We start from the raw sequence: 24,676 nt of genomic DNA on the forward strand, positions 1-24,676 counted from the left end.
TGAAGGCGGCCGTACCGTTGGCGCGGGCGTTGTAGCAAAAGTTCTGAGCTAATTGCCGATAACATTTGACGCAATGCGCACTAAAAGGGCATCATTTGATGCCCTTTTTGCACGCTTTCGTACCAGAACCTGGCTCATCAGTGATTTTCTTTGTCATAATCATTGCTGAGACAGGCTCTGTTGAGGGCGTATAATCCGAAAAGCTAATACGCGTTTCGATTTGGTTTGCCTCGCGATCGCGGGGTGAAAATGTTTGTAGAATACTTCTGACAGGTTGGTTTATGAGTGCGAATACCGAAGCTCAAGGAAGCGGGCGCGGCCTGGAAGCGATGAAGTGGGTCGTTGTGGTGGCATTGCTCCTGGTGGCAATTGTCGGCAACTACCTTTATCGCGACATTATGCTGCCGCTGCGTGCGCTGGCCGTAGTAATTCTGATTGCTGCAGCGGGTGGTGTCGCGCTGTTAACGACAAAAGGGAAAGCAACCGTTGCTTTTGCCCGTGAAGCGCGTACCGAAGTCCGTAAGGTCATTTGGCCGACTCGCCAGGAAACATTGCACACCACGCTGATTGTGGCTGCGGTTACCGCAGTAATGTCACTGATCCTGTGGGGACTGGATGGTATTCTGGTTCGCCTGGTATCCTTTATCACTGGCCTGAGGTTCTGAGATGTCTGAAGCTCCTAAAAAGCGCTGGTACGTCGTTCAGGCGTTTTCCGGTTTTGAAGGCCGCGTAGCAACATCGCTGCGTGAGCATATCAAATTACACAACATGGAAGATTTGTTTGGTGAAGTCATGGTACCAACCGAAGAAGTGGTTGAAATCCGTGGCGGTCAGCGTCGCAAAAGCGAACGCAAATTCTTCCCAGGTTACGTCCTCGTTCAGATGGTGATGAACGACGCGAGCTGGCACCTGGTGCGCAGCGTACCGCGTGTGATGGGCTTCATCGGCGGTACTTCCGATCGTCCTGCGCCAATTAGCGATAAAGAAGTCGATGCGATTATGAACCGCCTGCAGCAGGTTGGTGATAAGCCGCGTCCGAAAACGCTGTTTGAACCGGGTGAAATGGTCCGTGTTAATGATGGTCCGTTCGCTGACTTCAACGGTGTTGTTGAAGAAGTGGATTACGAGAAATCTCGTCTGAAAGTGTCTGTTTCTATCTTCGGTCGTGCGACCCCGGTAGAACTTGACTTCAGCCAGGTTGAAAAAGCCTAACCCAGCGATCAAAAAAGCGACGATTTAATCGTTGCACAAGGCGCGAGATTGGAATACAATTTCGCGCCTTTTGTTTTTATGGGCCTTGCCCGTAAAACGATTTTTTATATCACGGGGAGCCTCTCAGAGGCGTTATTACCCAACTTGAGGAATTTATAATGGCTAAGAAAGTACAAGCCTATGTCAAGCTGCAGGTTGCAGCTGGTATGGCTAACCCGAGTCCGCCAGTAGGTCCGGCTCTGGGTCAGCAGGGCGTAAACATCATGGAATTCTGCAAAGCGTTCAACGCAAAAACTGATTCCATCGAAAAAGGTCTGCCGATTCCGGTAGTAATCACCGTTTACGCTGACCGTTCTTTCACTTTCGTTACCAAGACTCCGCCGGCAGCAGTTCTGCTGAAAAAAGCGGCTGGTATCAAGTCTGGTTCCGGTAAGCCGAACAAAGACAAAGTGGGTAAAATTTCCCGCGCTCAGCTGCAGGAAATCGCGCAGACCAAAGCTGCCGACATGACTGGTGCCGACATTGAAGCGATGACTCGCTCCATCGAAGGTACTGCACGTTCCATGGGCCTGGTAGTGGAGGACTAAGAAATGGCTAAACTGACCAAGCGCATGCGTGTTATCCGCGAGAAAGTTGATGCAACCAAACAGTACGACATCAACGAAGCTATCGCTCTGCTGAAAGAGCTGGCGACTGCTAAATTCGTAGAAAGCGTGGACGTTGCTGTTAACCTCGGCATCGACGCTCGTAAATCTGACCAGAACGTACGTGGTGCAACTGTACTGCCGCACGGTACTGGCCGTTCCGTTCGCGTAGCCGTATTTACCCAGGGTGCAAACGCTGAAGCTGCTAAAGCTGCAGGTGCTGAACTGGTAGGTATGGAAGATCTGGCTGACCAGATCAAGAAAGGCGAAATGAACTTTGACGTTGTTATTGCTTCTCCGGATGCAATGCGCGTTGTAGGCCAGCTGGGCCAGGTTCTGGGTCCGCGCGGCCTGATGCCAAACCCGAAAGTGGGTACTGTAACGCCGAACGTTGCTGAAGCGGTTAAAAACGCTAAAGCTGGCCAGGTTCGTTACCGTAACGACAAAAACGGCATCATCCACACCACCATCGGTAAAGTGGACTTTGACGCTGACAAACTGAAAGAAAACCTGGAAGCTCTGCTGGTTGCGCTGAAAAAAGCAAAACCGACTCAGGCGAAAGGCGTGTACATCAAGAAAGTTAGCATCTCCACCACCATGGGTGCAGGTGTTGCAGTTGACCAGGCTGGCCTGAGCGCTTCTGTAAACTAATGCCTTTACGTGGGCGGTGATTTTGTCTATAATCTTACCCCCACGTATAATGCTTAATGCAGACGTATATCCGAGAGCTTCGGATTGTGGCAAGGCGGCAACTGAGTGAGTCGCCAGGAGCATAGCTAACTATGTGACTGGTGCGAACGAAGAAAGCCAACGCCGCCACAAGCTGAATAGCGACGGATAGAAAAGATTTGTTCGTTGGAGCCTGGCCTATCCAGGCCTCCGTCGAAGACCGCAGGAGTTTCGCAAGAAACTTAATCCCCTGCGTAGACGGTGACAGAACGCTAAGATTATTCTTTTATATTCTGGCTTGTTTCTGCTCACCGTAATTAAGACGCTCTCTCCATTTGGAGGAGTGAAGTGAGTTCCAGAGATTTTCTCTGGCAAACATCCAGGAGCAAAGCTAATGGCTTTAAATCTTCAAGACAAACAAGCGATTGTTGCTGAAGTCAGCGAAGTAGCCAAAGGCGCGCTGTCTGCAGTAGTTGCGGATTCCCGTGGCGTAACTGTAGATAAAATGACTGAACTGCGTAAAGCAGGTCGCGAAGCTGGCGTATACATGCGTGTTGTTCGTAACACCCTGCTGCGCCGTGCTGTTGAAGGTACTCCGTTCGAGTGCCTGAAAGACGCGTTTGTTGGTCCGACCCTGATTGCATACTCTATGGAACACCCGGGCGCTGCTGCTCGTCTGTTCAAAGAGTTCGCGAAAGCGAATGCAAAATTTGAGGTCAAAGCCGCTGCCTTTGAAGGTGAGCTGATCCCGGCGTCTCAGATCGACCGCCTGGCAACTCTGCCGACCTACGAAGAAGCAATTGCACGCCTGATGGCAACCATGAAAGAAGCTTCGGCTGGCAAACTGGTTCGTACTCTGGCTGCTGTACGCGATGCGAAAGAAGCTGCTTAATCGCAGTTATCTTTTTAACGCATTCGCTTACGTATAAACTTATTCTGATATTCAGGAACAATTTAAATGTCTATCACTAAAGATCAAATCATTGAAGCAGTTGCAGCTATGTCTGTAATGGACGTTGTAGAACTGATCTCTGCAATGGAAGAAAAATTCGGTGTTTCCGCTGCTGCTGCTGTAGCTGTAGCTGCTGGCCCGGTTGAAGCTGCTGAAGAAAAAACTGAATTCGACGTAATTCTGAAAGCTGCTGGCGCTAACAAAGTTGCTGTTATCAAAGCAGTACGTGGCGCAACTGGCCTGGGTCTGAAAGAAGCTAAAGACCTGGTAGAATCTGCACCGGCTGCTCTGAAAGAAGGCGTGAGCAAAGACGACGCAGAAGCACTGAAAAAATCCCTGGAAGAAGCTGGCGCTGAAGTTGAAGTTAAATAAGCCAACCCTTCCGGTTGCAGCCTGAGAAATCAGGCTGATGGCTGGTGACTTTTTGGTCACCAGCCTTTTTGCGCTGTAAGGCGCCAGTAGCGTTTCACACTGTTTGACTACTGCTGTGCCTTTCAATGCTTGTTTCTATCGACGACTTAATATACTGCGACAGGACGTCCGTTCTGTGTAAATCGCAATGAAATGGTTTAAGCGTGATAGCAACAGGCATTGCGGAAAGTGTTCCATTTTCCGGTCAACAAAATAGTGTTGCACAAACTGTCCGCTCAATGGACAGATGGGTCGACTTGTCAGCGAGCTGAGGAACCCTATGGTTTACTCCTATACCGAGAAAAAACGTATTCGTAAGGATTTTGGTAAACGTCCACAAGTTCTGGATGTACCTTATCTCCTTTCTATCCAGCTTGACTCGTTTCAGAAATTTATCGAGCAAGATCCTGAAGGGCAGTATGGTCTGGAAGCTGCTTTCCGTTCCGTATTCCCGATTCAGAGCTACAGCGGTAATTCCGAGCTGCAATACGTCAGCTACCGCCTTGGCGAACCGGTGTTTGACGTCCAGGAATGTCAAATCCGTGGCGTGACCTATTCCGCACCGCTGCGCGTTAAACTGCGTCTGGTGATCTATGAGCGCGAAGCGCCGGAAGGCACCGTAAAAGACATTAAAGAACAAGAAGTCTACATGGGCGAAATTCCGCTCATGACAGACAACGGTACCTTTGTTATCAACGGTACTGAGCGTGTTATCGTTTCCCAGCTGCACCGTAGTCCGGGCGTCTTCTTTGACTCCGACAAAGGTAAAACCCACTCTTCGGGTAAAGTGCTGTATAACGCGCGCATCATCCCTTACCGTGGTTCCTGGCTGGACTTCGAATTCGATCCGAAGGACAACCTGTTCGTACGTATCGACCGTCGCCGTAAACTGCCTGCGACCATCATTCTGCGCGCCCTGAACTACACTACTGAACAGATCCTCGACCTGTTCTTTGAAAAAGTTATCTTTGAAATCCGTGATAACAAGCTGCAGATGGAACTGGTGCCGGAACGCCTGCGTGGTGAAACCGCATCTTTTGACATCGAAGCTAACGGTAAAGTGTACGTAGAAAAAGGCCGCCGTATTACTGCGCGCCATATTCGCCAGCTGGAAAAAGACGACGTCAAACTGATCGAAGTCCCGGTTGAGTACATCGCAGGTAAAGTGGTTGCTAAAGACTATATTGATGAGTCTACCGGCGAGCTGATCTGCGCAGCGAACATGGAGCTGAGCCTGGATCTGCTGGCTAAGCTGAGCCAGTCTGGTCACAAGCGTATCGAAACGCTGTTCACCAACGATCTGGATCACGGCCCATATATCTCTGAAACCTTACGTGTCGACCCAACTAACGACCGTCTGAGCGCACTGGTAGAAATCTACCGCATGATGCGCCCTGGCGAGCCGCCGACTCGTGAAGCAGCTGAAAGCCTGTTTGAGAACCTGTTCTTCTCCGAAGACCGTTATGACCTGTCTGCGGTTGGTCGTATGAAGTTCAACCGTTCTCTGCTGCGCGAAGAAATCGAAGGTTCCGGTATCCTGAGCAAAGACGACATCATTGATGTTATGAAAAAGCTCATCGATATCCGTAACGGTAAAGGCGAAGTCGATGATATCGACCACCTCGGCAACCGTCGTATCCGTTCCGTTGGCGAAATGGCGGAAAACCAGTTCCGCGTTGGTCTGGTACGTGTAGAGCGTGCGGTGAAAGAGCGTCTGTCTCTGGGCGATCTGGATACCCTGATGCCTCAGGATATGATCAACGCCAAGCCGATTTCCGCAGCAGTGAAAGAGTTCTTCGGTTCCAGCCAGCTGTCTCAGTTTATGGACCAGAACAACCCGCTGTCTGAGATTACGCACAAACGTCGTATCTCCGCACTCGGCCCAGGCGGTCTGACCCGTGAACGTGCAGGCTTCGAAGTTCGAGACGTACACCCGACTCACTACGGTCGCGTATGTCCAATCGAAACCCCTGAAGGTCCGAACATCGGTCTGATCAACTCTCTGTCCGTGTACGCACAGACTAACGAATACGGCTTCCTTGAGACTCCGTATCGTAAAGTGACCGACGGTGTTGTAACTGACGAAATTCACTACCTGTCTGCTATCGAAGAAGGCAACTACGTTATCGCCCAAGCGAACTCCAACCTGGATGAAGAAGGCCACTTCGTAGAAGACCTGGTAACTTGCCGTAGCAAAGGCGAATCCAGCTTGTTCAGCCGCGACCAGGTTGACTACATGGACGTATCCACCCAGCAGGTGGTATCCGTCGGTGCGTCCCTGATCCCGTTCCTTGAACACGATGACGCCAACCGTGCATTGATGGGTGCGAACATGCAACGTCAGGCCGTTCCGACTCTGCGCGCTGATAAGCCGCTGGTTGGTACGGGTATGGAACGTGCTGTTGCCGTTGACTCCGGTGTAACTGCGGTAGCTAAACGTGGTGGTGTCGTTCAGTACGTGGATGCTTCCCGTATCGTTATCAAAGTTAACGAAGACGAGATGTATCCGGGTGAAGCAGGTATCGACATCTACAACCTGACCAAATACACCCGTTCTAACCAGAACACCTGTATCAACCAGATGCCGTGTGTGTCTCTGGGTGAACCGGTTGAACGTGGCGACGTGCTGGCAGACGGTCCGTCCACCGACCTCGGTGAATTGGCGCTTGGCCAGAACATGCGCGTAGCGTTCATGCCGTGGAATGGTTACAACTTCGAAGACTCCATCCTCGTATCCGAGCGTGTTGTTCAGGAAGACCGTTTCACCACCATCCACATTCAGGAACTGGCGTGTGTGTCCCGTGACACCAAGCTGGGGCCGGAAGAGATCACCGCTGACATCCCGAACGTGGGTGAAGCTGCGCTCTCCAAACTGGATGAATCCGGTATCGTTTACATTGGTGCGGAAGTGACCGGTGGCGACATTCTGGTTGGTAAGGTAACGCCGAAAGGTGAAACTCAGCTGACCCCAGAAGAAAAACTGCTGCGTGCGATCTTCGGTGAGAAAGCGTCTGACGTTAAAGACTCTTCTCTGCGCGTACCAAACGGTGTATCCGGTACGGTTATCGACGTTCAGGTCTTTACTCGCGATGGCGTAGAAAAAGACAAACGTGCGCTGGAAATCGAAGAAATGCAGCTCAAACAGGCGAAGAAAGACCTGTCTGAAGAACTGCAGATCCTCGAAGCGGGTCTGTTCAGCCGTATCCGTGCTGTGCTGGTAGCCGGTGGCGTTGAAGCTGAGAAGCTCGACAAACTGCCGCGCGATCGCTGGCTGGAGCTGGGCCTGACCGACGAAGAGAAACAAAATCAGCTGGAACAGCTGGCTGAGCAGTATGACGAACTGAAACACGAGTTCGAGAAGAAACTTGAAGCGAAACGCCGCAAAATCACCCAGGGCGACGATCTGGCACCGGGCGTGCTGAAGATTGTTAAGGTATATCTGGCGGTTAAACGCCGTATCCAGCCTGGTGACAAGATGGCAGGTCGTCACGGTAACAAGGGTGTAATTTCTAAGATCAACCCGATCGAAGATATGCCTTACGATGAAAACGGCACGCCGGTAGACATCGTACTGAACCCGCTGGGCGTACCGTCTCGTATGAACATCGGTCAGATCCTCGAAACCCACCTGGGTATGGCTGCGAAAGGTATCGGCGACAAGATCAACGCCATGCTGAAACAGCAGCAAGAAGTCGCGAAACTGCGCGAATTCATCCAGCGTGCGTACGATCTGGGCGCTGACGTTCGTCAGAAAGTTGACCTGAGTACCTTCAGCGATGAAGAAGTTATGCGTCTGGCTGAAAACCTGCGCAAAGGTATGCCAATCGCAACGCCGGTGTTCGACGGTGCGAAAGAAGCAGAAATTAAAGAGCTGCTGAAACTTGGCGACCTGCCGACTTCTGGTCAGATCCGCCTGTACGACGGCCGCACTGGTGAACAGTTCGAACGTCCGGTAACCGTTGGTTACATGTACATGCTGAAACTGAACCACCTGGTCGACGACAAGATGCACGCGCGTTCCACCGGTTCTTACAGCCTGGTTACTCAGCAGCCGCTGGGTGGTAAGGCACAGTTCGGTGGTCAGCGTTTCGGGGAGATGGAAGTGTGGGCGCTGGAAGCATACGGCGCAGCATACACCCTGCAGGAAATGCTCACCGTTAAGTCTGATGACGTGAACGGTCGTACTAAGATGTATAAAAACATCGTGGACGGCAACCATCAGATGGAGCCGGGCATGCCAGAATCCTTCAACGTATTGTTGAAAGAGATTCGTTCGCTGGGTATCAACATCGAACTGGAAGACGAGTAATTCTCGCTCAAACAGGTCACTGCTGTCGGGGTAAAACCCGGCAGCGGATTGTGCTAACTCCGACGGGAGCAAATCCGTGAAAGATTTATTAAAGTTTCTGAAAGCGCAGACTAAAACCGAAGAGTTTGATGCGATCAAAATTGCTCTGGCTTCGCCAGACATGATCCGTTCATGGTCTTTCGGTGAAGTTAAAAAGCCGGAAACCATCAACTACCGTACGTTCAAACCAGAACGTGACGGCCTTTTCTGCGCCCGTATCTTTGGGCCGGTAAAAGATTACGAGTGCCTGTGCGGTAAGTACAAGCGCCTGAAACACCGTGGCGTCATCTGTGAGAAGTGCGGCGTTGAAGTGACCCAGACTAAAGTACGCCGTGAGCGTATGGGCCACATTGAACTGGCTTCCCCGACTGCGCACATCTGGTTCCTGAAATCGCTGCCGTCCCGTATCGGCCTGCTGCTCGATATGCCGCTGCGCGATATCGAACGCGTACTGTACTTTGAATCCTATGTGGTTATCGAAGGCGGTATGACCAACCTGGAGCGTCAGCAGATCCTGACTGAAGAACAGTATCTGGACGCGCTGGAAGAGTTCGGTGACGAATTCGACGCGAAAATGGGTGCGGAAGCAATCCAGGCCCTGCTGAAGAGCATGGATCTGGAGCAAGAGTGCGAACAGCTGCGTGAAGAGCTGAACGAAACCAACTCCGAAACCAAGCGTAAAAAGCTGACCAAGCGTATCAAACTGCTGGAAGCGTTCGTTCAGTCTGGTAACAAACCAGAGTGGATGATCCTGACCGTTCTGCCGGTACTGCCGCCAGATCTGCGTCCGCTGGTTCCGCTGGATGGTGGTCGTTTCGCGACTTCTGACCTGAACGATCTGTATCGTCGCGTCATTAACCGTAACAACCGTCTGAAACGTCTGCTGGATCTGGCTGCGCCGGATATCATCGTACGTAACGAAAAACGTATGCTGCAGGAAGCGGTAGACGCCCTGTTGGATAACGGTCGTCGCGGTCGTGCAATCACCGGTTCTAACAAGCGTCCTCTGAAATCTTTGGCCGACATGATCAAAGGTAAACAGGGTCGTTTCCGTCAGAACCTGCTCGGTAAGCGTGTTGACTACTCCGGTCGTTCTGTAATCACCGTAGGTCCATACCTGCGTCTGCATCAGTGCGGTCTGCCGAAGAAAATGGCGCTGGAGCTGTTCAAACCGTTCATCTACGGCAAGCTGGAACTGCGTGGTCTTGCTACCACCATTAAAGCTGCGAAGAAAATGGTTGAGCGCGAAGAAGCTGTCGTTTGGGATATCCTGGACGAAGTTATCCGCGAACACCCGGTACTGCTGAACCGTGCACCGACTCTGCACCGTCTGGGTATCCAGGCATTTGAACCGGTACTGATCGAAGGTAAAGCTATCCAGCTGCACCCGCTGGTTTGTGCGGCATATAACGCCGACTTCGATGGTGACCAGATGGCTGTTCACGTACCGCTGACGCTGGAAGCCCAGCTCGAAGCGCGTGCGCTGATGATGTCTACCAACAACATCCTGTCCCCGGCGAACGGCGAACCAATCATCGTTCCGTCTCAGGACGTTGTACTGGGTCTGTACTACATGACCCGTGACTGTGTTAACGCCAAAGGCGAAGGCATGGTGCTGACTGGCCCGAAAGAAGCAGAACGTCTGTATCGCTCTGGTCTGGCTTCTCTGCATGCGCGCGTTAAAGTGCGTATCACCGAGTATGAAAAAGATGCAAACGGTGAATTAGTAGCGAAAACCAGCCTGAAAGACACGACTGTTGGCCGTGCCATTCTGTGGATGATTGTACCGAAAGGTCTGCCTTACTCCATCGTCAACCAGGCGCTGGGTAAAAAAGCAATCTCCAAAATGCTGAACACCTGCTACCGCATTCTCGGTCTGAAACCGACCGTTATTTTTGCGGACCAGATCATGTACACCGGCTTTGCATATGCAGCGCGTTCTGGTGCATCTGTTGGTATCGATGACATGGTCATCCCGGAGAAGAAACACGAAATCATCTCCGAGGCAGAAGCAGAAGTTGCTGAAATTCAGGAGCAGTTCCAGTCTGGTCTGGTAACTGCGGGCGAACGCTACAACAAAGTTATCGATATCTGGGCTGCGGCGAACGATCGTGTATCCAAAGCGATGATGGATAACCTGCAAACTGAAACCGTTATTAACCGTGACGGTCAGGAAGAGAAGCAGGTTTCCTTCAACAGCATCTACATGATGGCCGACTCCGGTGCGCGTGGTTCTGCGGCACAGATTCGTCAGCTTGCTGGTATGCGTGGTCTGATGGCGAAGCCGGATGGCTCCATCATCGAAACGCCAATCACCGCGAACTTCCGTGAAGGTCTGAACGTACTCCAGTACTTCATCTCCACCCACGGTGCTCGTAAGGGTCTGGCGGATACCGCACTGAAAACTGCGAACTCCGGTTACCTGACTCGTCGTCTGGTTGACGTGGCGCAGGACCTGGTGGTTACCGAAGACGATTGTGGTACCCATGAAGGTATCATGATGACTCCGGTTATCGAGGGTGGTGACGTTAAAGAGCCGCTGCGCGATCGCGTACTGGGTCGTGTAACTGCTGAAGACGTTCTGAAGCCGGGTACTGCTGATATCCTCGTTCCGCGCAACACGCTGCTGCACGAACAGTGGTGTGACCTGCTGGAAGAGAACTCTGTCGACGCGGTAAAAGTACGTTCTGTTGTATCTTGTGACACCGACTTTGGTGTATGTGCGCACTGCTACGGTCGTGACCTGGCGCGTGGCCACATCATCAACAAAGGTGAAGCAATCGGTGTTATCGCGGCACAGTCCATCGGTGAACCGGGTACACAGCTGACCATGCGTACGTTCCACATCGGTGGTGCGGCATCTCGTGCGGCTGCTGAATCCAGCATCCAGGTGAAAAACAAAGGTAGCATCAAGCTCAGCAACGTGAAGTCGGTTGTGAACTCCAGCGGTAAACTGGTTATCACTTCCCGTAACACCGAACTGAAACTGATCGACGAATTCGGTCGTACCAAAGAAAGCTACAAAGTACCTTACGGTGCGGTACTGGCGAAAGGCGATGGCGAACAGGTTGCTGGCGGCGAAACCGTTGCAAACTGGGACCCGCACACCATGCCGGTTATCACCGAAGTAAGCGGTTTTGTACGCTTTACTGACATGATCGACGGCCAGACCATTACTCGTCAGACCGACGAACTGACAGGTCTGTCTTCGCTGGTGGTTCTGGATTCCGCAGAACGTACCGCAGGTGGTAAAGATCTGCGTCCGGCACTGAAAATCGTTGATGCTCAGGGTAACGACGTTCTGATCCCAGGTACCGATATGCCTGCGCAGTACTTCCTGCCGGGTAAAGCGATTGTTCAGCTGGAAGATGGCGTACAGATCAGCTCTGGTGACACCCTGGCGCGTATTCCGCAGGAATCCGGCGGTACCAAGGACATCACCGGTGGTCTGCCGCGCGTTGCGGACCTGTTCGAAGCACGTCGTCCGAAAGAGCCGGCAATCCTGGCTGAAATCAGCGGTATCGTTTCCTTCGGTAAAGAAACCAAAGGTAAACGTCGTCTGGTTATCACCCCGGTAGACGGTAGCGATCCGTACGAAGAGATGATTCCGAAATGGCGTCAGCTCAACGTGTTCGAAGGTGAACGTGTAGAACGTGGTGACGTAATTTCCGACGGTCCGGAAGCGCCGCACGACATTCTGCGTCTGCGTGGTGTTCATGCTGTTACTCGTTACATCGTTAACGAAGTACAGGACGTATACCGTCTGCAGGGCGTTAAGATTAACGATAAACACATCGAAGTTATCGTTCGTCAGATGCTGCGTAAAGCTACCATCGTTAACGCGGGCAGCTCCGACTTCCTGGAAGGCGAACAGGTTGAATACTCTCGCGTCAAGATCGCAAACCGCGAACTGGAAGCGAACGGCAAAGTGGGTGCAACTTACTCCCGCGACCTGCTGGGTATCACCAAAGCGTCTCTGGCAACCGAGTCCTTCATCTCTGCGGCATCGTTCCAGGAGACAACTCGTGTCCTGACCGAAGCAGCCGTTGCGGGTAAACGCGACGAACTGCGTGGCCTGAAAGAGAACGTTATCGTGGGTCGTCTGATCCCGGCAGGTACCGGTTACGCGTACCACCAGGATCGTATGCGTCGCCGTGCTGCGGGTGAAGCTCCGGCTGCACCGCAGGTGACTGCAGAAGACGCATCTGCCAGCCTGGCAGAACTGCTGAACGCAGGTCTGGGCGGTTCTGATAACGAGTAATCGTTAATCCGCAAATAACGTAAAAACCCGCTTCGGCGGGTTTTTTTATGGGTGTAGTTCAGGGGAAGAGCATTTGTCAGAATATTTAATGAATTTCTGGATACTCATAATCAATGTAGAGATGGCTAATATCCTGAAACTGACTGAACTAATTAAGTCAAACTCGGCAAGGATTCGATACTATTCCTGTGTAACTTTCTTAAGGAACGAGAATGAAACAGGAAGTGGAGAAGTGGCGACCTTTTGGACATCCGGATGGTGATATTCGTGATTTATCGTTTCTTGATGCTCATCAGGCTGTCTACGTTCAGCATCATGAGGGCAAAGAGCCTTTAGAGTATCGCTTTTGGGTTACCTACTCTCTTCACTGCTTCACAAAAGATTATGAACATCAGACGAACGAAGAAAAACAATCGTTAATGTACCACGCGCCTAAAGAATCTCGTCCCTTCTGCCAGCACCGTTATAACTTAGCGCGCACACACTTAAAAAGAACCATTTTGGCGCTGCCAGAAAGCAATGTTATTCATGCCGGGTATGGTAGCTATGCCGTGATTGAGGTGGACTTAGACGAAGGAGACAAGGCATTTTACTTTGTTGCGTTTAGGGCTTTCAGGGAAAAGAAAAAACTTCGTTTGCATATAACTAGCGCTTATCCCATTTCTGAAAAACAGAAAGGTAAGTCAGTGAAATTTTTCACCATTGCCTACAATTTATTGAGAAATAAGCAGCTTCCTCAGCCCTCAAAATAACAAAACCCACCTTAAGGTGGGTTTCGCCAGAGAATTATCTCTGGTATTCAGAACGCCATTACCGGACTTTGCCTTGACCTTGCGATAATCGCAGGTTGCGGGATGTCTGAATTTCTTCAGTCTGCTACATCCTGGAAGATGAGAACATGTGTTCTTATTTTCGCCTGTATGATAGTCGAGTATTTACTCTCTTACAATCAGATCTCTTTCATTGCTCAACAGGCGATGGTTTCAGATGCATTACGGAATTTTTAAGAAAGGCAGGGCGAAACGAGGAAGAAGCTTTTCGCCCTGGACAACATTCCTGCTGACGGCACTACCATAAAAAAACACAACGCTTTCAACAACCTTGCGTTTTTCATCTTCCGTAGCGGCTCGGAATAAATTTACGTTCTTACATTCCGTCTCATAGCCTTTGCGAGGCGCGTCCCAGATAGCTGTCCCAGTCCTTCCATACCGGCTGCAAGCCCCGAGCGGTTAACGCGGCAGCAACCGCTTCCGGCCTGCGATCGTCGTGCGGTGAGAACTGTTCCAGCTCGGGGTGATTGTCGGCATAGCCACCTGGCTGCGTTTTCGAGAAGGCGCTGACGTTATTGATTGCCAGCGGAATAACTCGATCGCGAAACCACGATGATTCCCGCGTGGAGAGTGACAGTTCAATCTCCGGTGCAAGCAGCCGGAAGGCGCAGATGGTTTGCACTAACTGGTGTTCATCCATAATCGACGCAGGCTCAATGCCGCCAGTACACGGGCGCAGGCGCGGGAAGGAGACAGAGTAACGGGTTTGCCAGTAATGCTGTTGCAGCCATAGCAAATGTTCGGCAACCATATAGCAGTCAACGCGCCAGCTGTCGGAAAGACCAATTAGCGCGCCGAGGCCAATCTTATCAATCCCCGCCCGACCCAGCCGATCCGGCGTTTCCAGCCGCCAGAAGAAGTCCTGTTTTTTGCCCTTCAAATGATGGCGGGCATAAGTCGCCTCGTGATATGTCTCTTGATAAACCATCACCCCATCCAGACCAAGCTGCTTTAACTCGGCGTATTCCGCTTCCGCCAGCGGCTGTACTTCCATCTGCAATGAAGAGAACTGTTCACACAGGGCAGGGAGATGGCGGCGAAAGTAATCCATCCCCACTTTCGCCTGATGTTCACCAGTGACCAGCAACAGATGCTCAAAGCCCATTTCCCGTATAGCGGCGCTTTCCCTGGCAATATCCGCTTCATCCAGCGTTTTGCGCTTGATGCGATTGCTCATGGAAAATCCGCAGTACGTGCAGTCGTTAGCGCAAAGATTGGAAAGATAAAGCGGGACGTAGAAACTAACTGTGTTGCCAAATCGCTGACGGGTCAGGCGCTGCGCCCGTTGGGCCAGTGGTTCCAGATAGCCACTGGCAGCTGGCGATAACAGCGCCATCATATCGTCGCGGGTGAGTTGCGAGGCATTTAGCGCTCGCTCTACGTCAGCAGCCGTTTTGCCGTTGATACCCAGGCGGATGTCGTCCCAGTCCAGTTGTCGCCAGCGATCGCTGAAGGTTTTCATGCCGATGCCTCCAGAAATCCAGTCAGCGGGCTGGTGGCATGAGCAAAATGACTGCGGCTGCCCGGTCCGGACTGACGAGCCAGCAGGCCTGCTTCTACTGCCAGACGAAATGCCTTCGCCATGTTGACGGGATCGTCCGCGACGGCAATCGCTGTATTCACTAACACCGCGTCGGCCCCCATTTCCAGCGCCTGTGCGGCATGGCTGGGAACGCCGATGCCAGCATCAACGACCACCGGAACAGTGGCTTGCTGGATAATAATCTCCAGCATGGCACGGGTTTCCAGTCCCTGATTCGAGCCAATCGGCGCGCCGAGCGGCATCACCGCTGCACAGCCGACTTCTTCCAGACGTTTACACAATACCGGATCGGCCCCGCAGTAAGGCAGCACGACAAATCCCTGTTGTACCAGCGTTTCGGCGGCTTTCAGGGTTTCGATGGGATCGGGCAACAGCCAGCGGGCGTCAGGGTGAATCTCCAATTTTAGCCAGTTTGTGCCTAACGCTTCACGTGCCAGATGGGCGGCGAAAATGGCTTCTTCCGCTGTTTTCGCCCCGGAAGTATTCGGCAGCAGGGTCACACCCGCCGCGATAAGCGGTTCGAGGATAGCGTCGTTGTGCTGGCGCAAGTCGACACGTTTCATCGCCAGTGTCACCAGTTGGCTGCCGCAAGCGCGGATCGCCTCCACCATCAGTTGTGAAGAAGCGAATTTTCCTGTGCCGGTAAACAGATGTGAATCAAACGTTTTGTCCGCAATACGTAACATCTCAACCCCCTGCAATAACCTGAAAAAGCAGGATCTGGTCGCCATCCTGCACGATATGTTGCGTCCACTGCTCACGCGGGACGATTTGCTGATTAATCGCCAGAGCCGCGCCCGCTTGTCGTTGGTCGAGTTGCTCCAGTAGTTCGTGAACAGTTTGCCCGGCGGCGCACTGCATCGGTTGGTCGTTAAACAGGATCTGCATTGCTTCCTCCGCATACCGGGCAACCACTGGCGCGGCGCAACGCCAGGCTGCGCCACTGGCTCGACTTACCGTCGAACAGTCGGAGTTCTCCCGCAGGCGTCTCTATACCGCTTAATAACTTAATTGCTTCCAGTGCCTGCAAAGTGCCCATAACCCCGACCACCGGGCCAACCACGCCCGCCGTGCGGCAGTTGCGTTCTGGCTCCTGGTTATCTGGCCACAGACAGCGGTAACAACCCTGCTCCCAGGGCGGCGTCAGTACCATCAACTGACCGCCAAATCCGACCGCGCTGGCGGTGATAAGCGGCGTGTTGAGTGCCACGCAGGCGGCATTAATCTCCTGGCGAGTCGCCATATTGTCGGTACAGTCGAGCACCACATCGGCTTGTGCAACCGCATCTTTTAACGCTTCACCCGTTAACCGTTGTTGTAGTGCTGTCAGTTGAATGTCGGGATTCAACTGTGTCAGTCGCTGTTGGCTGACCTGCGATTTCGGGCGATCGATATCTTCAGTGGTAAAGAGGATTTGTCGTTGCAGATTGCTTAAATGCACATCGTCGTTATCTGCCAGTACCAGCGTCCCGACGCCAGCGCCCGCCAGGTACAGCGCAGCAGGTGTACCCAGCCCGCCAAGACCAATAATCAGCACCTGGCTGTCGAGCAGTTTTTGCTGCCCGTCAAGAGCGATATCGTCGAGCAGGATTTGGCGGCTATAACGCATAAAGTCACGGTCATTCATCGCCAACTCCTGCAATTTCCAGCAGCTGTTCCGTTGCCAAACGCCAGTCTGCCGCCTGGGTAATGGCACTGACGACGGCGATACTGCCGACACCCGTTGCTATCACCGCAGGCGCGCGCGGCAGACTGATACCGCCAATCGCCACGGTGGGATAATCCGCCAGGCGCTCAATGTGGCGTGCCAGTTGTTCCAGTCCCTGCGGTGCAGAAGGCATCTGTTTGGTTTGCGTCGGGAACACATGTCCCAGCGCGATATAAGAAGGGCGTGCTGCCAGCGCGACGTCGATCTCCATATCGTCATGGGTCGAAACGCCCAGCCGCAGGCCTGCCGCGCGGATGGCGTGGAGATCGGTGGCTTGCAAATCTTCCTGCCCCAAATGGACGCCATACGCCTGATGCTTGATCGCCAGCCGCCAGTAATCGTTGATAAACAATCGCGCGTTATAGCGGCGGCCCAGCGCAATTGCCGCCACGACATCGGCTTCCACTTCTTCATCGCGTTGATCTTTGATGCGTAGCTGGAGAGTACGTACGCCTGCACCCAACAGACGTTCGATCCACTGTACGCTGTCCACCACCGGGTACAGTCCTAAACGAAAAGGTACAGGAGGAAAATCAGGCTGATACATCACGCTTCCTCCTTACGCAGGTAGATTTCTCCGCCTCTGGCGCGGAAGTTCTCCGACATATCCGCCATTCCCACTTCAATGGTTTGCGCGGCGGCGTAATCACGTACTTCCTGGCTGATTTTCATCGAGCAGAATTTCGGCCCACACATGGAGCAAAAATGGGCGACTTTACCGGACTCTTGCGGCAGGGTTTCATCGTGATAAGCGCGGGCGGTAAACGGGTCGAGGGCCAGATTAAACTGGTCTTCCCAGCGAAATTCAAAGCGGGCTTTCGACATGGCGTTATCGCGAATTTGCGCGCCCGGATGCCCTTTCGCCAGGTCAGCGGCGTGGGCGGCAATCTTATAGGTGATAAGCCCCTGCCTAACATCTTCTTTATTAGGCAGACCCAGATGCTCTTTTGGCGTTACGTAACAGAGCATCGCGCAGCCAAACCAGCCAATCATCGCCGCACCAATCCCCGACGTGAAGTGGTCATAGCCCGGCGCAATATCGGTAGTTAGCGGCCCCAGAGTGTAAAACGGCGCTTCGTGGCAGTGCTCTAACTCCTCGGTCATATTGCGGCGAATCATCTGCATCGGCACGTGGCCTGGGCCTTCAATCATCACCTGTACGTCATATTCCCAGGCGATTTTGGTCAGTTCGCCCAGCGTATGCAGCTCGGCAAACTGCGCTTCATCGTTGGCGTCCTGAACAGAACCGGGGCGCAGGCCGTCGCCCAGCGACAGCGAAACGTCATAAGCGGCACAGATTTCACAAATTTCGCGGAAGTGTTGATAGAGGAAATTTTCCTGATGATGGGAGAGGCACCATTTCGCCATAATCGAACCGCCGCGAGAGACGATACCGGTCAGGCGTTTCGCGGTCATCGGCACGTAGCGCAGCAGCACGCCCGCATGGATAGTGAAGTAATCCACACCTTGCTCGGCCTGTTCCAGCAGCGTGTCGCGGAACGCTTCCCAGGTAAGATCTTCGGCGATCCCGTTAACCTTCTCCAGCGCCTGGTAGATCGGCACAGTACCGATCGGCACCGGGCTGTTACGCAAAATCCACTCGCGGGTTTCGTGAATATAGCGACCGGTGGAGAGATCCATCACCGTATCCGCTCCCCAGCGCGTGGACCATACCAGCTTTTCCACTTCTTCTTCGATGGAAGAGGTGACCGCCGAGTTGCCGATATTGGCGTTAACTTTTACCAGGAAGTTACGGCCAATAATCATCGGCTCCGATTCCGGATGATTAATGTTGGCCGGGATAATCGCGCGTCCGGCAGCAACTTCATCACGGACAAATTCCGCAGTGATATTTTCCGGCAGACGTGCGCCAAAGCTCATTCCCGGATGCTGGTGGCGTAAAACTTCGCTACGGATGCGCTCGCGGCCCATATTCTCGCGGATGGCGATGAATTCCATTTCCGGTGTGATGATACCCTTGCGGGCGTAGTGCAGTTGTGTGACGCGGCGTCCTGCTTTGGCGCGTTTTGGCGTTAATACGCCGCTAAAACGCAGCTCGTCGAGGCCATCATCTGCCAGCCGCGCTTTAGTGTAATCGGAACTGCGCACGGTAAGTTCTTCGGTATCGCCGCGCGCATCGATCCACGGCTGGCGTAGTTTTGCCAGCCCTTGTTGCACGTTAATGGCAATCTGCGGATCGCCATACGGGCCGGAGGTGTCGTAGACCGGAATCGCTTCGTTTTCTTCGTACTGCGACTGTTCTTTGCTACCGCCAATTAGCGTCGGGCTAAGCTGGATCTCACGCATCGGCACGCGCACGCCGGGGTGTGTGCCAGTGATATAAATGCGTTTTGAGTTGGGAAAGGCGGTGCCTTCCAGGGTGTCGATAAAATGTTGGGCCCGGGCGCGTTGTTCGCGGCGGGTCAGTTTTGTTGCAGACATAGCTCATTCCAAAAGTTAAGGACGTGGCTTGTCAGACGACGGATGAAGCAAGAGACGATCGCCGCAAAGGCGATGCGATAGCAGATTAACTCTTGTTCCCTTCGCAGGTATTAGCCTGATCAGGTTCCGCGGATCCCGAATAAACGGTCTCAGCCAGTTAAGGCACTCCGACAAGAAATTAGCCCCGCAAACGGGGCGTTGAATGTAAATTACACGTTAACAGCGCAGAACTCAAGCAGGATGTTTGACGCGGGCGGCGTCAAGCACCAGCAGAATCAACTTATCTTCCAGCACAAATCGCGCTTCCAGTGCCTCGCCGATGTCAGATAAAACCTGTTGAAACTCAAGGTAATTATCATGATCGATGGCGGTTTCCAGGCTGGAATCGTAGTAATCCATAATCTGTTGCGTGTTGGCTTCGAGTTGCGGCCAAATCTTCGCGGCATGAGCGAGTTGCCCGTTGCCTTCCAGTTTATGAAGAATGCGTTCATAAATACTGAAATGTCCGGCAGACAGGTAGTCGACCAGACTCTGGCAAAAATCATCAAGGGCTTTTTCATTCAGCCTCATGTACGATTCTTTGCCAGGCTTAATGCCAACCAGATTGTAGTAAGCCACGAGCAGATGCTTACGTACATGTAGCCAGCGATCAACCAGTTTGTTACTTCCTCTGACGTGCTCCGTCAGGTTATCGAGCTGGTTAAGCATGATTGACTCCGCAAGTTTGTATTCAAAAACTGCTCAGTGAGAAATGTAAAAACCATGTTAAACATGCCAGTGATGCAAAGGTAGTGCAAGAGCTATGGATCGTATAATTGAAAAATTAGATCACGGCTGGTGGGTAGTCAGTCATGAACAAAAATTATGGTTGCCGAAGGGAGAATTACCATACGGCGAAGCGGCAAATTTCGATCTTGTGGGTCAGCGCGCACTACAAATCGGCGAATGGCAGGGAGAACCTGTTTGGCTAGTGCAACAGCAGCGCCGTCACGATATGGGCTCGGTGCGCCAGGTCATTGATCTGGATGTCGGGCTGTTTCAATTAGCCGGACGTGGTGTGCAACTGGCGGAGTTTTATCGCTCGCATAAATACTGCGGTTACTGCGGGCATGACATGTATCCGAGCAAAACCGAATGGGCGATGCTATGCAGCCACTGCCGTGAGCGTTACTACCCACAAATCGCTCCCTGCATTATCGTTGCCATCCGTCGCGATGATTCAATCCTACTTGCTCAGCATACCCGGCATCGTAACGGTGTCCATACGGTACTCGCCGGATTCGTCGAAGTGGGCGAAACCCTCGAACAGGCAGTCGCGCGGGAAGTGATGGAAGAGAGCGGCATCAAAGTCAAAAACTTGCGGTACGTGACTTCCCAGCCGTGGCCGTTTCCTCAGTCTTTAATGACCGCGTTTATGGCGGAATATGACAGCGGCGAGATCGTGATCGACCCGAAAGAATTGCTCGAGGCGAACTGGTATCGCTATGACGATTTACCGTTACTCCCGCCGCCCGGCACCGTGGCGCGCCGTCTGATAGAAGATACGGTGGCGATGTGTCGGGCAGAGTATGAGTGATGATACACTGACCGCCTGACGCACTAAGGAACAGCCAAAATGACCGAACTTAAAAACGATCGTTATCTGCGGGCGCTGCTGCGCCAGCCCGTTGATGTCACTCCAGTATGGATGATGCGCCAGGCGGGCCGCTATCTACCGGAATATAAAGCCACGCGCGCCCAGGCGGGCGATTTTATGTCGCTGTGCAAAAACGCCGAGCTGGCGTGCGAAGTGACTTTGCAACCGCTGCGTCGCTACCCGCTGGATGCGGCGATCCTCTTTTCCGATATCCTCACCGTGCCGGACGCGATGGGGTTAGGGCTCTATTTTGAAGCCGGAGAAGGTCCGCGTTTTACCTCGCCAGTCACCTGCAAAGCCGACGTCGATAAACTGCCAATTCCGGACCCGGAAGATGAGCTGGGTTACGTGATGAACGCGGTGCGTACCATTCGTCGCGAACTGAAAGGCGAAGTGCCGCTGATTGGTTTTTCCGGCAGTCCGTGGACGCTGGCGACCTATATGGTGGAAGGCGGCAGCAGCAAAGCGTTCACCGTGATCAAAAAAATGATGTATGCCGATCCGCAGGCGCTGCACGCTCTGCTCGATAAACTGGCGAAAAGCGTCACTCTGTACCTGAATGCGCAGATTAAAGCCGGTGCTCAGGCAGTGATGATTTTCGACACCTGGGGCGGCGTGCTAACCGGGCGCGATTATCAACAGTTCTCGCTCTATTACATGCATAAAATTGTTGATGGTTTACTGCGTGAAAACGACGGTCGCCGCGTACCGGTCACGCTGTTTACCAAAGGTGGCGGACAGTGGCTGGAAGCCATGGCAGAAACCGGTTGCGATGCGCTGGGCCTCGACTGGACAACGGACATCGCCGATGCACGCCGCCGCGTGGGTGATAAAGTCGCGCTGCAGGGCAATATGGACCCGTCAATGTTGTACGCGCCGCCTGCCCGTATTGAAGAAGAAGTGGCGACAATCCTTGCCGGTTTCGGTCACGGTGAAGGCCACGTCTTTAACCTCGGCCACGGTATCCATCAGGATGTGCCGCCAGAACATGCTGGCGTATTTGTGGAGGCAGTGCATCGCCTGTCTGCGCCTTATCATCAGTAAGGAGTGGTTATGGATCTCGCGTCATTACGCGCTCAACAACTTGAACTAGCTTCTTCTGTGATCCGCGAGGATCGACTCGATAAAGATCCGCCGGATCTGATCGCTGGAGCCGATGTCGGGTTTGAGCAGGGCGGAGAAGTGACGCGAGCGGCGATGGTGCTGCTGAAATACCCCTCGCTTGAGCTGGTGGAGTATAAAGTGGCCCGCATCGCTACTACCATGCCTTACATTCCAGGTTTTCTTTCCTTCCGCGAATATCCTGCGCTGCTGGCCGCGTGGGAGATGCTGTCGCAAAAGCCGGATTTAGTGTTTGTCGATGGTCACGGGATCTCGCATCCGCGCCGTCTTGGCGTCGCCAGCCATTTTGGCTTATTGGTGGATGTGCCGACCATTGGCGTAGCGAAAAAACGGCTCTGCGGTAAATTCGAAGCGCTCTCCAGCGAACCGGGCGCACTGGCCCCGCTGATGGATAAAGGCGAGCAGCTGGCCTGGGTCTGGCGCAGTAAAGCGCGCTGTAACCCTCTGTTTATTTCTACCGGCCATCGGGTCAGTGTGGATAGCGCGCTGGCGTGGGTACAACGCTGCATGAAAGGCTATCGTCTGCCGGAGCCAACACGCTGGGCGGACGCGGTGGCCTCGGAACGTCCGGCGTTCGTGCGCTATACAGCAAATCAGCCCTAATTCAGGTAAACTGCGGATAATTTCCGTATTTGAGAACTCAACATGTTACAAAACCCGATTCATCTGCGTCTGGAGCGCCTGGAAAGCTGGCAGCACGTCACTTTCATGGCTTGCTTATGTGAACGCATGTACCCCAATTACGCCATGTTCTGCCAGCAAACTGGTTTTGGTGATGGGCAAATTTATCGCCGCATTCTCGATCTCATCTGGGAAACACTGACCGTCAAAGACGCAAAAGTGAATTTCGACAGCCAACTGGAGAAATTTGAAGAAGCGATCCCGTCAGCCGACGATTTCGATCTGTACGGTGTTTATCCGGCAATTGATGCCTGCGTGGCATTAAGTGAACTGGTCCATTCGCGTTTGAGTGGTGAAACGCTCGAACACGCGGTGGAAGTGAGTAAGACCTCCATCACTACCGTGGCGATGTTGGAAATGACTCAGGCTGGTCGCGAAATGAGCGATGAAGAGCTCAAAGAAAACCCAGCTGTAGAGCAAGAATGGGACATTCAGTGGGAAATATTCCGACTTTTAGCCGAGTGCGAAGAACGTGATATCGAGCTGATAAAAGGGCTTAGAGCAGACCTGCGTGAGGCGGGTGAGAGCAATATTGGTATAATTTTTCAGCAATAAGACCAGAAAACGTGAATTAACGCCTGATTTGTCGTACCTGGAGTCTTCCCTTTCGCCCCCCGTCTGGTCTACATTTGGGGGGCGAAAAAAAGTGGCTATCGGTGCGTGTATGCAGGAGAGTGCTATTCTGGCATTTCCGTCGCACTCGATGCTTAGCAAGCGATAAACACATTGTAAGGATAACTTATGAACAAGACTCAACTGATTGATGTAATTGCAGAGAAAGCAGAACTGTCCAAAACCCAGGCTAAAGCTGCTCTGGAGTCCACTCTGGCTGCAATTACTGAGTCTCTGAAAGAAGGCGATGCTGTACAACTGGTTGGTTTCGGTACCTTCAAAGTGAACCACCGCGCTGAGCGTACTGGCCGCAACCCGCAGACCGGTAAAGAAATCAAAATCGCCGCTGCGAACGTACCGGCATTTGTTTCTGGCAAGGCACTGAAAGACGCAGTTAAGTAAGATTGCGTGGCAGTGAACAGTTTTAACGAAGGGGTGGTTTCACCCCTTTTGTCTTTCTGGCGTCGCTCATTGATGCTGGCAGGCGCGCTGTTTCTTACTGCTTGTAGCCATAACTCCTCACTTCCTCCCTTTACCGCCAGTGGATTTGCTGAAGATCAGGGCGCGGTACGCATCTGGCGAAAAGACAGCGGCGATAATGTCCATCTGCTTGCTGTATTTAGCCCGTGGCGCAATGGCGATACCACGACGCGAGAGTATCGCTGGCAGGGCGATAACCTCACGCTTATCAATATCAATGTTTACAGCAAACTGCCGGTGAACATTCGCGCGCGTTTTGACGATCGCGGCGATCTGAGCTTTATGCAACGTGAATCCGACGGGGAAAAGCAGCAGCTTTCTAACGACCAAATTGATTTATATCGTTATCGTGCTGACCAAATCCGCCAGATTAGCGATGCCTTACGTCAGGGGAGAGTCGTGCTGCGTCAGGGGCGCTGGCATGCGATGGAACAGACCGTGACCACCTGCGAAGGGCAAACCATTAAACCTGATTTAGATTCGCAGGCGATAGCGCATATCGAGCGCCGCCAGAGCCGCTCTTCTGTTGATGTCAGCGTGGCATGGCTGGAAGCGCCCGAAGGTTCGCAATTACTGTTAGTGGCAAACTCTGATTTCTGTCGCTGGCAACCCAACGAGAAAACGTTCTGATTTACCAGTGGCCCATGCCCATATGACCGCCACCACCACCGCAGCCGCCGTAACCCATGCCCATTCCGGTACCGCGCGGAATACCCGCTTCAGCCATCGCAATATCCCGTTTCACCCGTAACTCATCTAACGACTGACGCAAAGCCTCCATCTCTTTGGCGACCGCGTTAATTTTGCCGCTATCCGGTGGGTTCGCGGCTAACAGGGCATTGTATTCATAACGCTTCGTCACCAGTTGCTGTTGCAGTGCGCTGCTTTGAGCGTAAAAGTCATTATGGATTTTCTGCCACGCTGTCTGTTGTTCGCTGGTCAAAGGCGCGGCATTTTGTTGCCACATCCCGTGTCCGCCGTGAGCAAATGCAGATGTCGATCCCATCGCCATTGCTGAAAGCGCCATCATTACCAGGGCAATTTTCGTGTTCCGTTTCATGGTTAATCCTCCAGTGGTTGTCTTACTTTGGGTATTGCATCTTTCGTGCCAACAACGAAACGCTG

Annotated in this window: 23 protein-coding genes and 1 riboswitch; of the genes, 15 read left to right on the forward strand and 8 right to left on the reverse strand. The window is 52.8% G+C overall.

The annotated features are described in order from the left end of the window. Positions 1-281 precede the first annotated feature (281 nt). The 9 genes from secE (at position 282) to D9741_RS20385 (ending at position 13,249) form a co-directional block, all read left to right on the forward strand. Complete coding sequence (gene secE, locus D9741_RS20345) at positions 282-665, forward strand: preprotein translocase subunit SecE (RefSeq protein ID WP_001275702.1); 384 nt, start codon at positions 282-284, stop codon at positions 663-665. 1 nt (position 666) lies between these two features. Further along, positions 667-1,212 carry a transcription termination/antitermination protein NusG gene (gene nusG / locus D9741_RS20350; RefSeq protein ID WP_001287516.1) on the forward strand — a complete coding sequence of 182 codons (546 nt, stop codon included), beginning with the start codon at positions 667-669 and terminating at the stop codon, positions 1,210-1,212. Between the two features lie 158 nt (positions 1,213-1,370). Continuing rightward, on the forward strand, positions 1,371-1,799 hold the full coding sequence (rplK, locus tag D9741_RS20355) for a 50S ribosomal protein L11 (protein WP_001085926.1): 429 nt from the start codon (positions 1,371-1,373) through the stop codon (positions 1,797-1,799). 3 nt (positions 1,800-1,802) lie between these two features. Then, on the forward strand, positions 1,803-2,507 hold the full coding sequence (gene rplA, locus D9741_RS20360) for a 50S ribosomal protein L1 (RefSeq protein ID WP_001096684.1): 705 nt from the start codon (positions 1,803-1,805) through the stop codon (positions 2,505-2,507). 412 nt (positions 2,508-2,919) lie between these two features. Then, a complete protein-coding gene (gene rplJ, locus D9741_RS20365) occupies positions 2,920-3,417 on the forward strand; it encodes a 50S ribosomal protein L10 (RefSeq protein ID WP_001207201.1) in 498 nt (165 codons plus the stop codon). A 66-nt stretch (positions 3,418-3,483) separates the two neighbouring features. Beyond that, positions 3,484-3,849 carry a 50S ribosomal protein L7/L12 gene (gene rplL, locus D9741_RS20370; RefSeq protein WP_000028879.1) on the forward strand — a complete coding sequence of 122 codons (366 nt, stop codon included), beginning with the start codon at positions 3,484-3,486 and terminating at the stop codon, positions 3,847-3,849. 319 nt (positions 3,850-4,168) lie between these two features. Further along, the gene (gene rpoB / locus D9741_RS20375; protein WP_000263098.1) at positions 4,169-8,197 is read left to right on the forward strand and encodes a DNA-directed RNA polymerase subunit beta; all 4,029 of its coding nucleotides are present in this window, start codon (positions 4,169-4,171) and stop codon (positions 8,195-8,197) included. A gap of 76 nt (positions 8,198-8,273) precedes the next feature. After that, complete coding sequence (gene rpoC, locus D9741_RS20380; RefSeq protein WP_000653944.1) at positions 8,274-12,497, forward strand: DNA-directed RNA polymerase subunit beta'; 4,224 nt, start codon at positions 8,274-8,276, stop codon at positions 12,495-12,497. 212 nt (positions 12,498-12,709) lie between these two features. Beyond that, entirely contained in the window at positions 12,710-13,249 is a 540-nt protein-coding gene (locus D9741_RS20385; protein WP_130216321.1) for a stationary phase growth adaptation protein, read from the forward strand. Between the two features lie 406 nt (positions 13,250-13,655). On the opposite strand, the gene thiH is transcribed toward D9741_RS20385, so the two are convergent. From thiH to D9741_RS20420, 7 genes are all read right to left on the reverse strand, one after another. Next, entirely contained in the window at positions 13,656-14,789 is a 1,134-nt protein-coding gene (gene thiH / locus D9741_RS20390; protein WP_130216323.1) for a 2-iminoacetate synthase ThiH, read from the reverse strand. Further along, a complete protein-coding gene (gene thiG, locus D9741_RS20395; RefSeq protein ID WP_052920584.1) occupies positions 14,786-15,556 on the reverse strand; it encodes a thiazole synthase in 771 nt (256 codons plus the stop codon). Before thiG ends, thiH begins: the two co-directional genes overlap by 4 nt. 1 nt (position 15,557) lies before the next feature. Next, positions 15,558-15,758: a sulfur carrier protein ThiS gene (thiS, locus tag D9741_RS20400; RefSeq protein WP_001166232.1), complete on the reverse strand. Its 201-nt coding sequence runs from the start codon at positions 15,756-15,758 to the stop codon at positions 15,558-15,560. Beyond that, entirely contained in the window at positions 15,742-16,497 is a 756-nt protein-coding gene (thiF, locus tag D9741_RS20405; protein WP_130216325.1) for a thiazole biosynthesis adenylyltransferase ThiF, read from the reverse strand. Before thiF ends, thiS begins: the two co-directional genes overlap by 17 nt. Beyond that, complete coding sequence (thiE, locus tag D9741_RS20410; protein WP_130216344.1) at positions 16,490-17,125, reverse strand: thiamine phosphate synthase; 636 nt, start codon at positions 17,123-17,125, stop codon at positions 16,490-16,492. The genes thiF and thiE overlap by 8 nt, the downstream gene beginning before the upstream one ends. Continuing rightward, on the reverse strand, positions 17,125-19,020 hold the full coding sequence (thiC, locus tag D9741_RS20415; protein WP_130216327.1) for a phosphomethylpyrimidine synthase ThiC: 1,896 nt from the start codon (positions 19,018-19,020) through the stop codon (positions 17,125-17,127). The genes thiE and thiC overlap by 1 nt, the downstream gene beginning before the upstream one ends. A 79-nt stretch (positions 19,021-19,099) precedes the next feature. Beyond that, a riboswitch (TPP riboswitch) is annotated at positions 19,100-19,200 on the reverse strand. Positions 19,201-19,251: 51 nt separating this feature from the next. Further along, a complete protein-coding gene (locus D9741_RS20420) occupies positions 19,252-19,728 on the reverse strand; it encodes an Rsd/AlgQ family anti-sigma factor (RefSeq protein ID WP_064530412.1) in 477 nt (158 codons plus the stop codon). A gap of 94 nt (positions 19,729-19,822) precedes the next feature. On the opposite strand from D9741_RS20420, the gene nudC reads away from it, so the two are divergent. The 6 genes from nudC (at position 19,823) to D9741_RS20450 (ending at position 24,181) form a co-directional block, all read left to right on the forward strand. After that, the gene (nudC, locus tag D9741_RS20425) at positions 19,823-20,596 is read left to right on the forward strand and encodes an NAD(+) diphosphatase (protein WP_130216329.1); all 774 of its coding nucleotides are present in this window, start codon (positions 19,823-19,825) and stop codon (positions 20,594-20,596) included. A 39-nt stretch (positions 20,597-20,635) separates the two neighbouring features. Then, a complete protein-coding gene (hemE, locus tag D9741_RS20430) occupies positions 20,636-21,700 on the forward strand; it encodes a uroporphyrinogen decarboxylase (RefSeq protein WP_130216331.1) in 1,065 nt (354 codons plus the stop codon). Positions 21,701-21,709: 9 nt separating this feature from the next. Further along, positions 21,710-22,381, forward strand: coding sequence for a deoxyribonuclease V (gene nfi / locus D9741_RS20435; protein ID WP_130216333.1), 672 nt, complete (start codon positions 21,710-21,712; stop codon positions 22,379-22,381). Between the two features lie 42 nt (positions 22,382-22,423). Further along, positions 22,424-23,014, forward strand: a complete 591-nt coding sequence (locus D9741_RS20440) for a YjaG family protein (protein ID WP_000940106.1) — start codon at positions 22,424-22,426, stop codon at positions 23,012-23,014. 186 nt (positions 23,015-23,200) lie between these two features. Further along, positions 23,201-23,473 carry a nucleoid-associated protein HU-alpha gene (gene hupA / locus D9741_RS20445; protein WP_001044513.1) on the forward strand — a complete coding sequence of 91 codons (273 nt, stop codon included), beginning with the start codon at positions 23,201-23,203 and terminating at the stop codon, positions 23,471-23,473. Positions 23,474-23,485: 12 nt separating this feature from the next. Further along, on the forward strand, positions 23,486-24,181 hold the full coding sequence (locus tag D9741_RS20450) for a DUF1481 domain-containing protein (protein ID WP_130216346.1): 696 nt from the start codon (positions 23,486-23,488) through the stop codon (positions 24,179-24,181). Between the two features lies 1 nt (position 24,182). Here the strand turns inward: D9741_RS20450 and zraP are convergent, their stop codons facing one another. Continuing rightward, positions 24,183-24,611, reverse strand: coding sequence for a zinc resistance sensor/chaperone ZraP (gene zraP, locus D9741_RS20455; RefSeq protein ID WP_130216335.1), 429 nt, complete (start codon positions 24,609-24,611; stop codon positions 24,183-24,185). Positions 24,612-24,676 lie beyond the last annotated feature (65 nt).

Origin of the sequence: Escherichia sp. E14V7 (assembly GCF_004212225.1) — a bacterium.
In the GTDB taxonomy this organism is placed as follows: domain Bacteria; phylum Pseudomonadota; class Gammaproteobacteria; order Enterobacterales; family Enterobacteriaceae; genus Escherichia.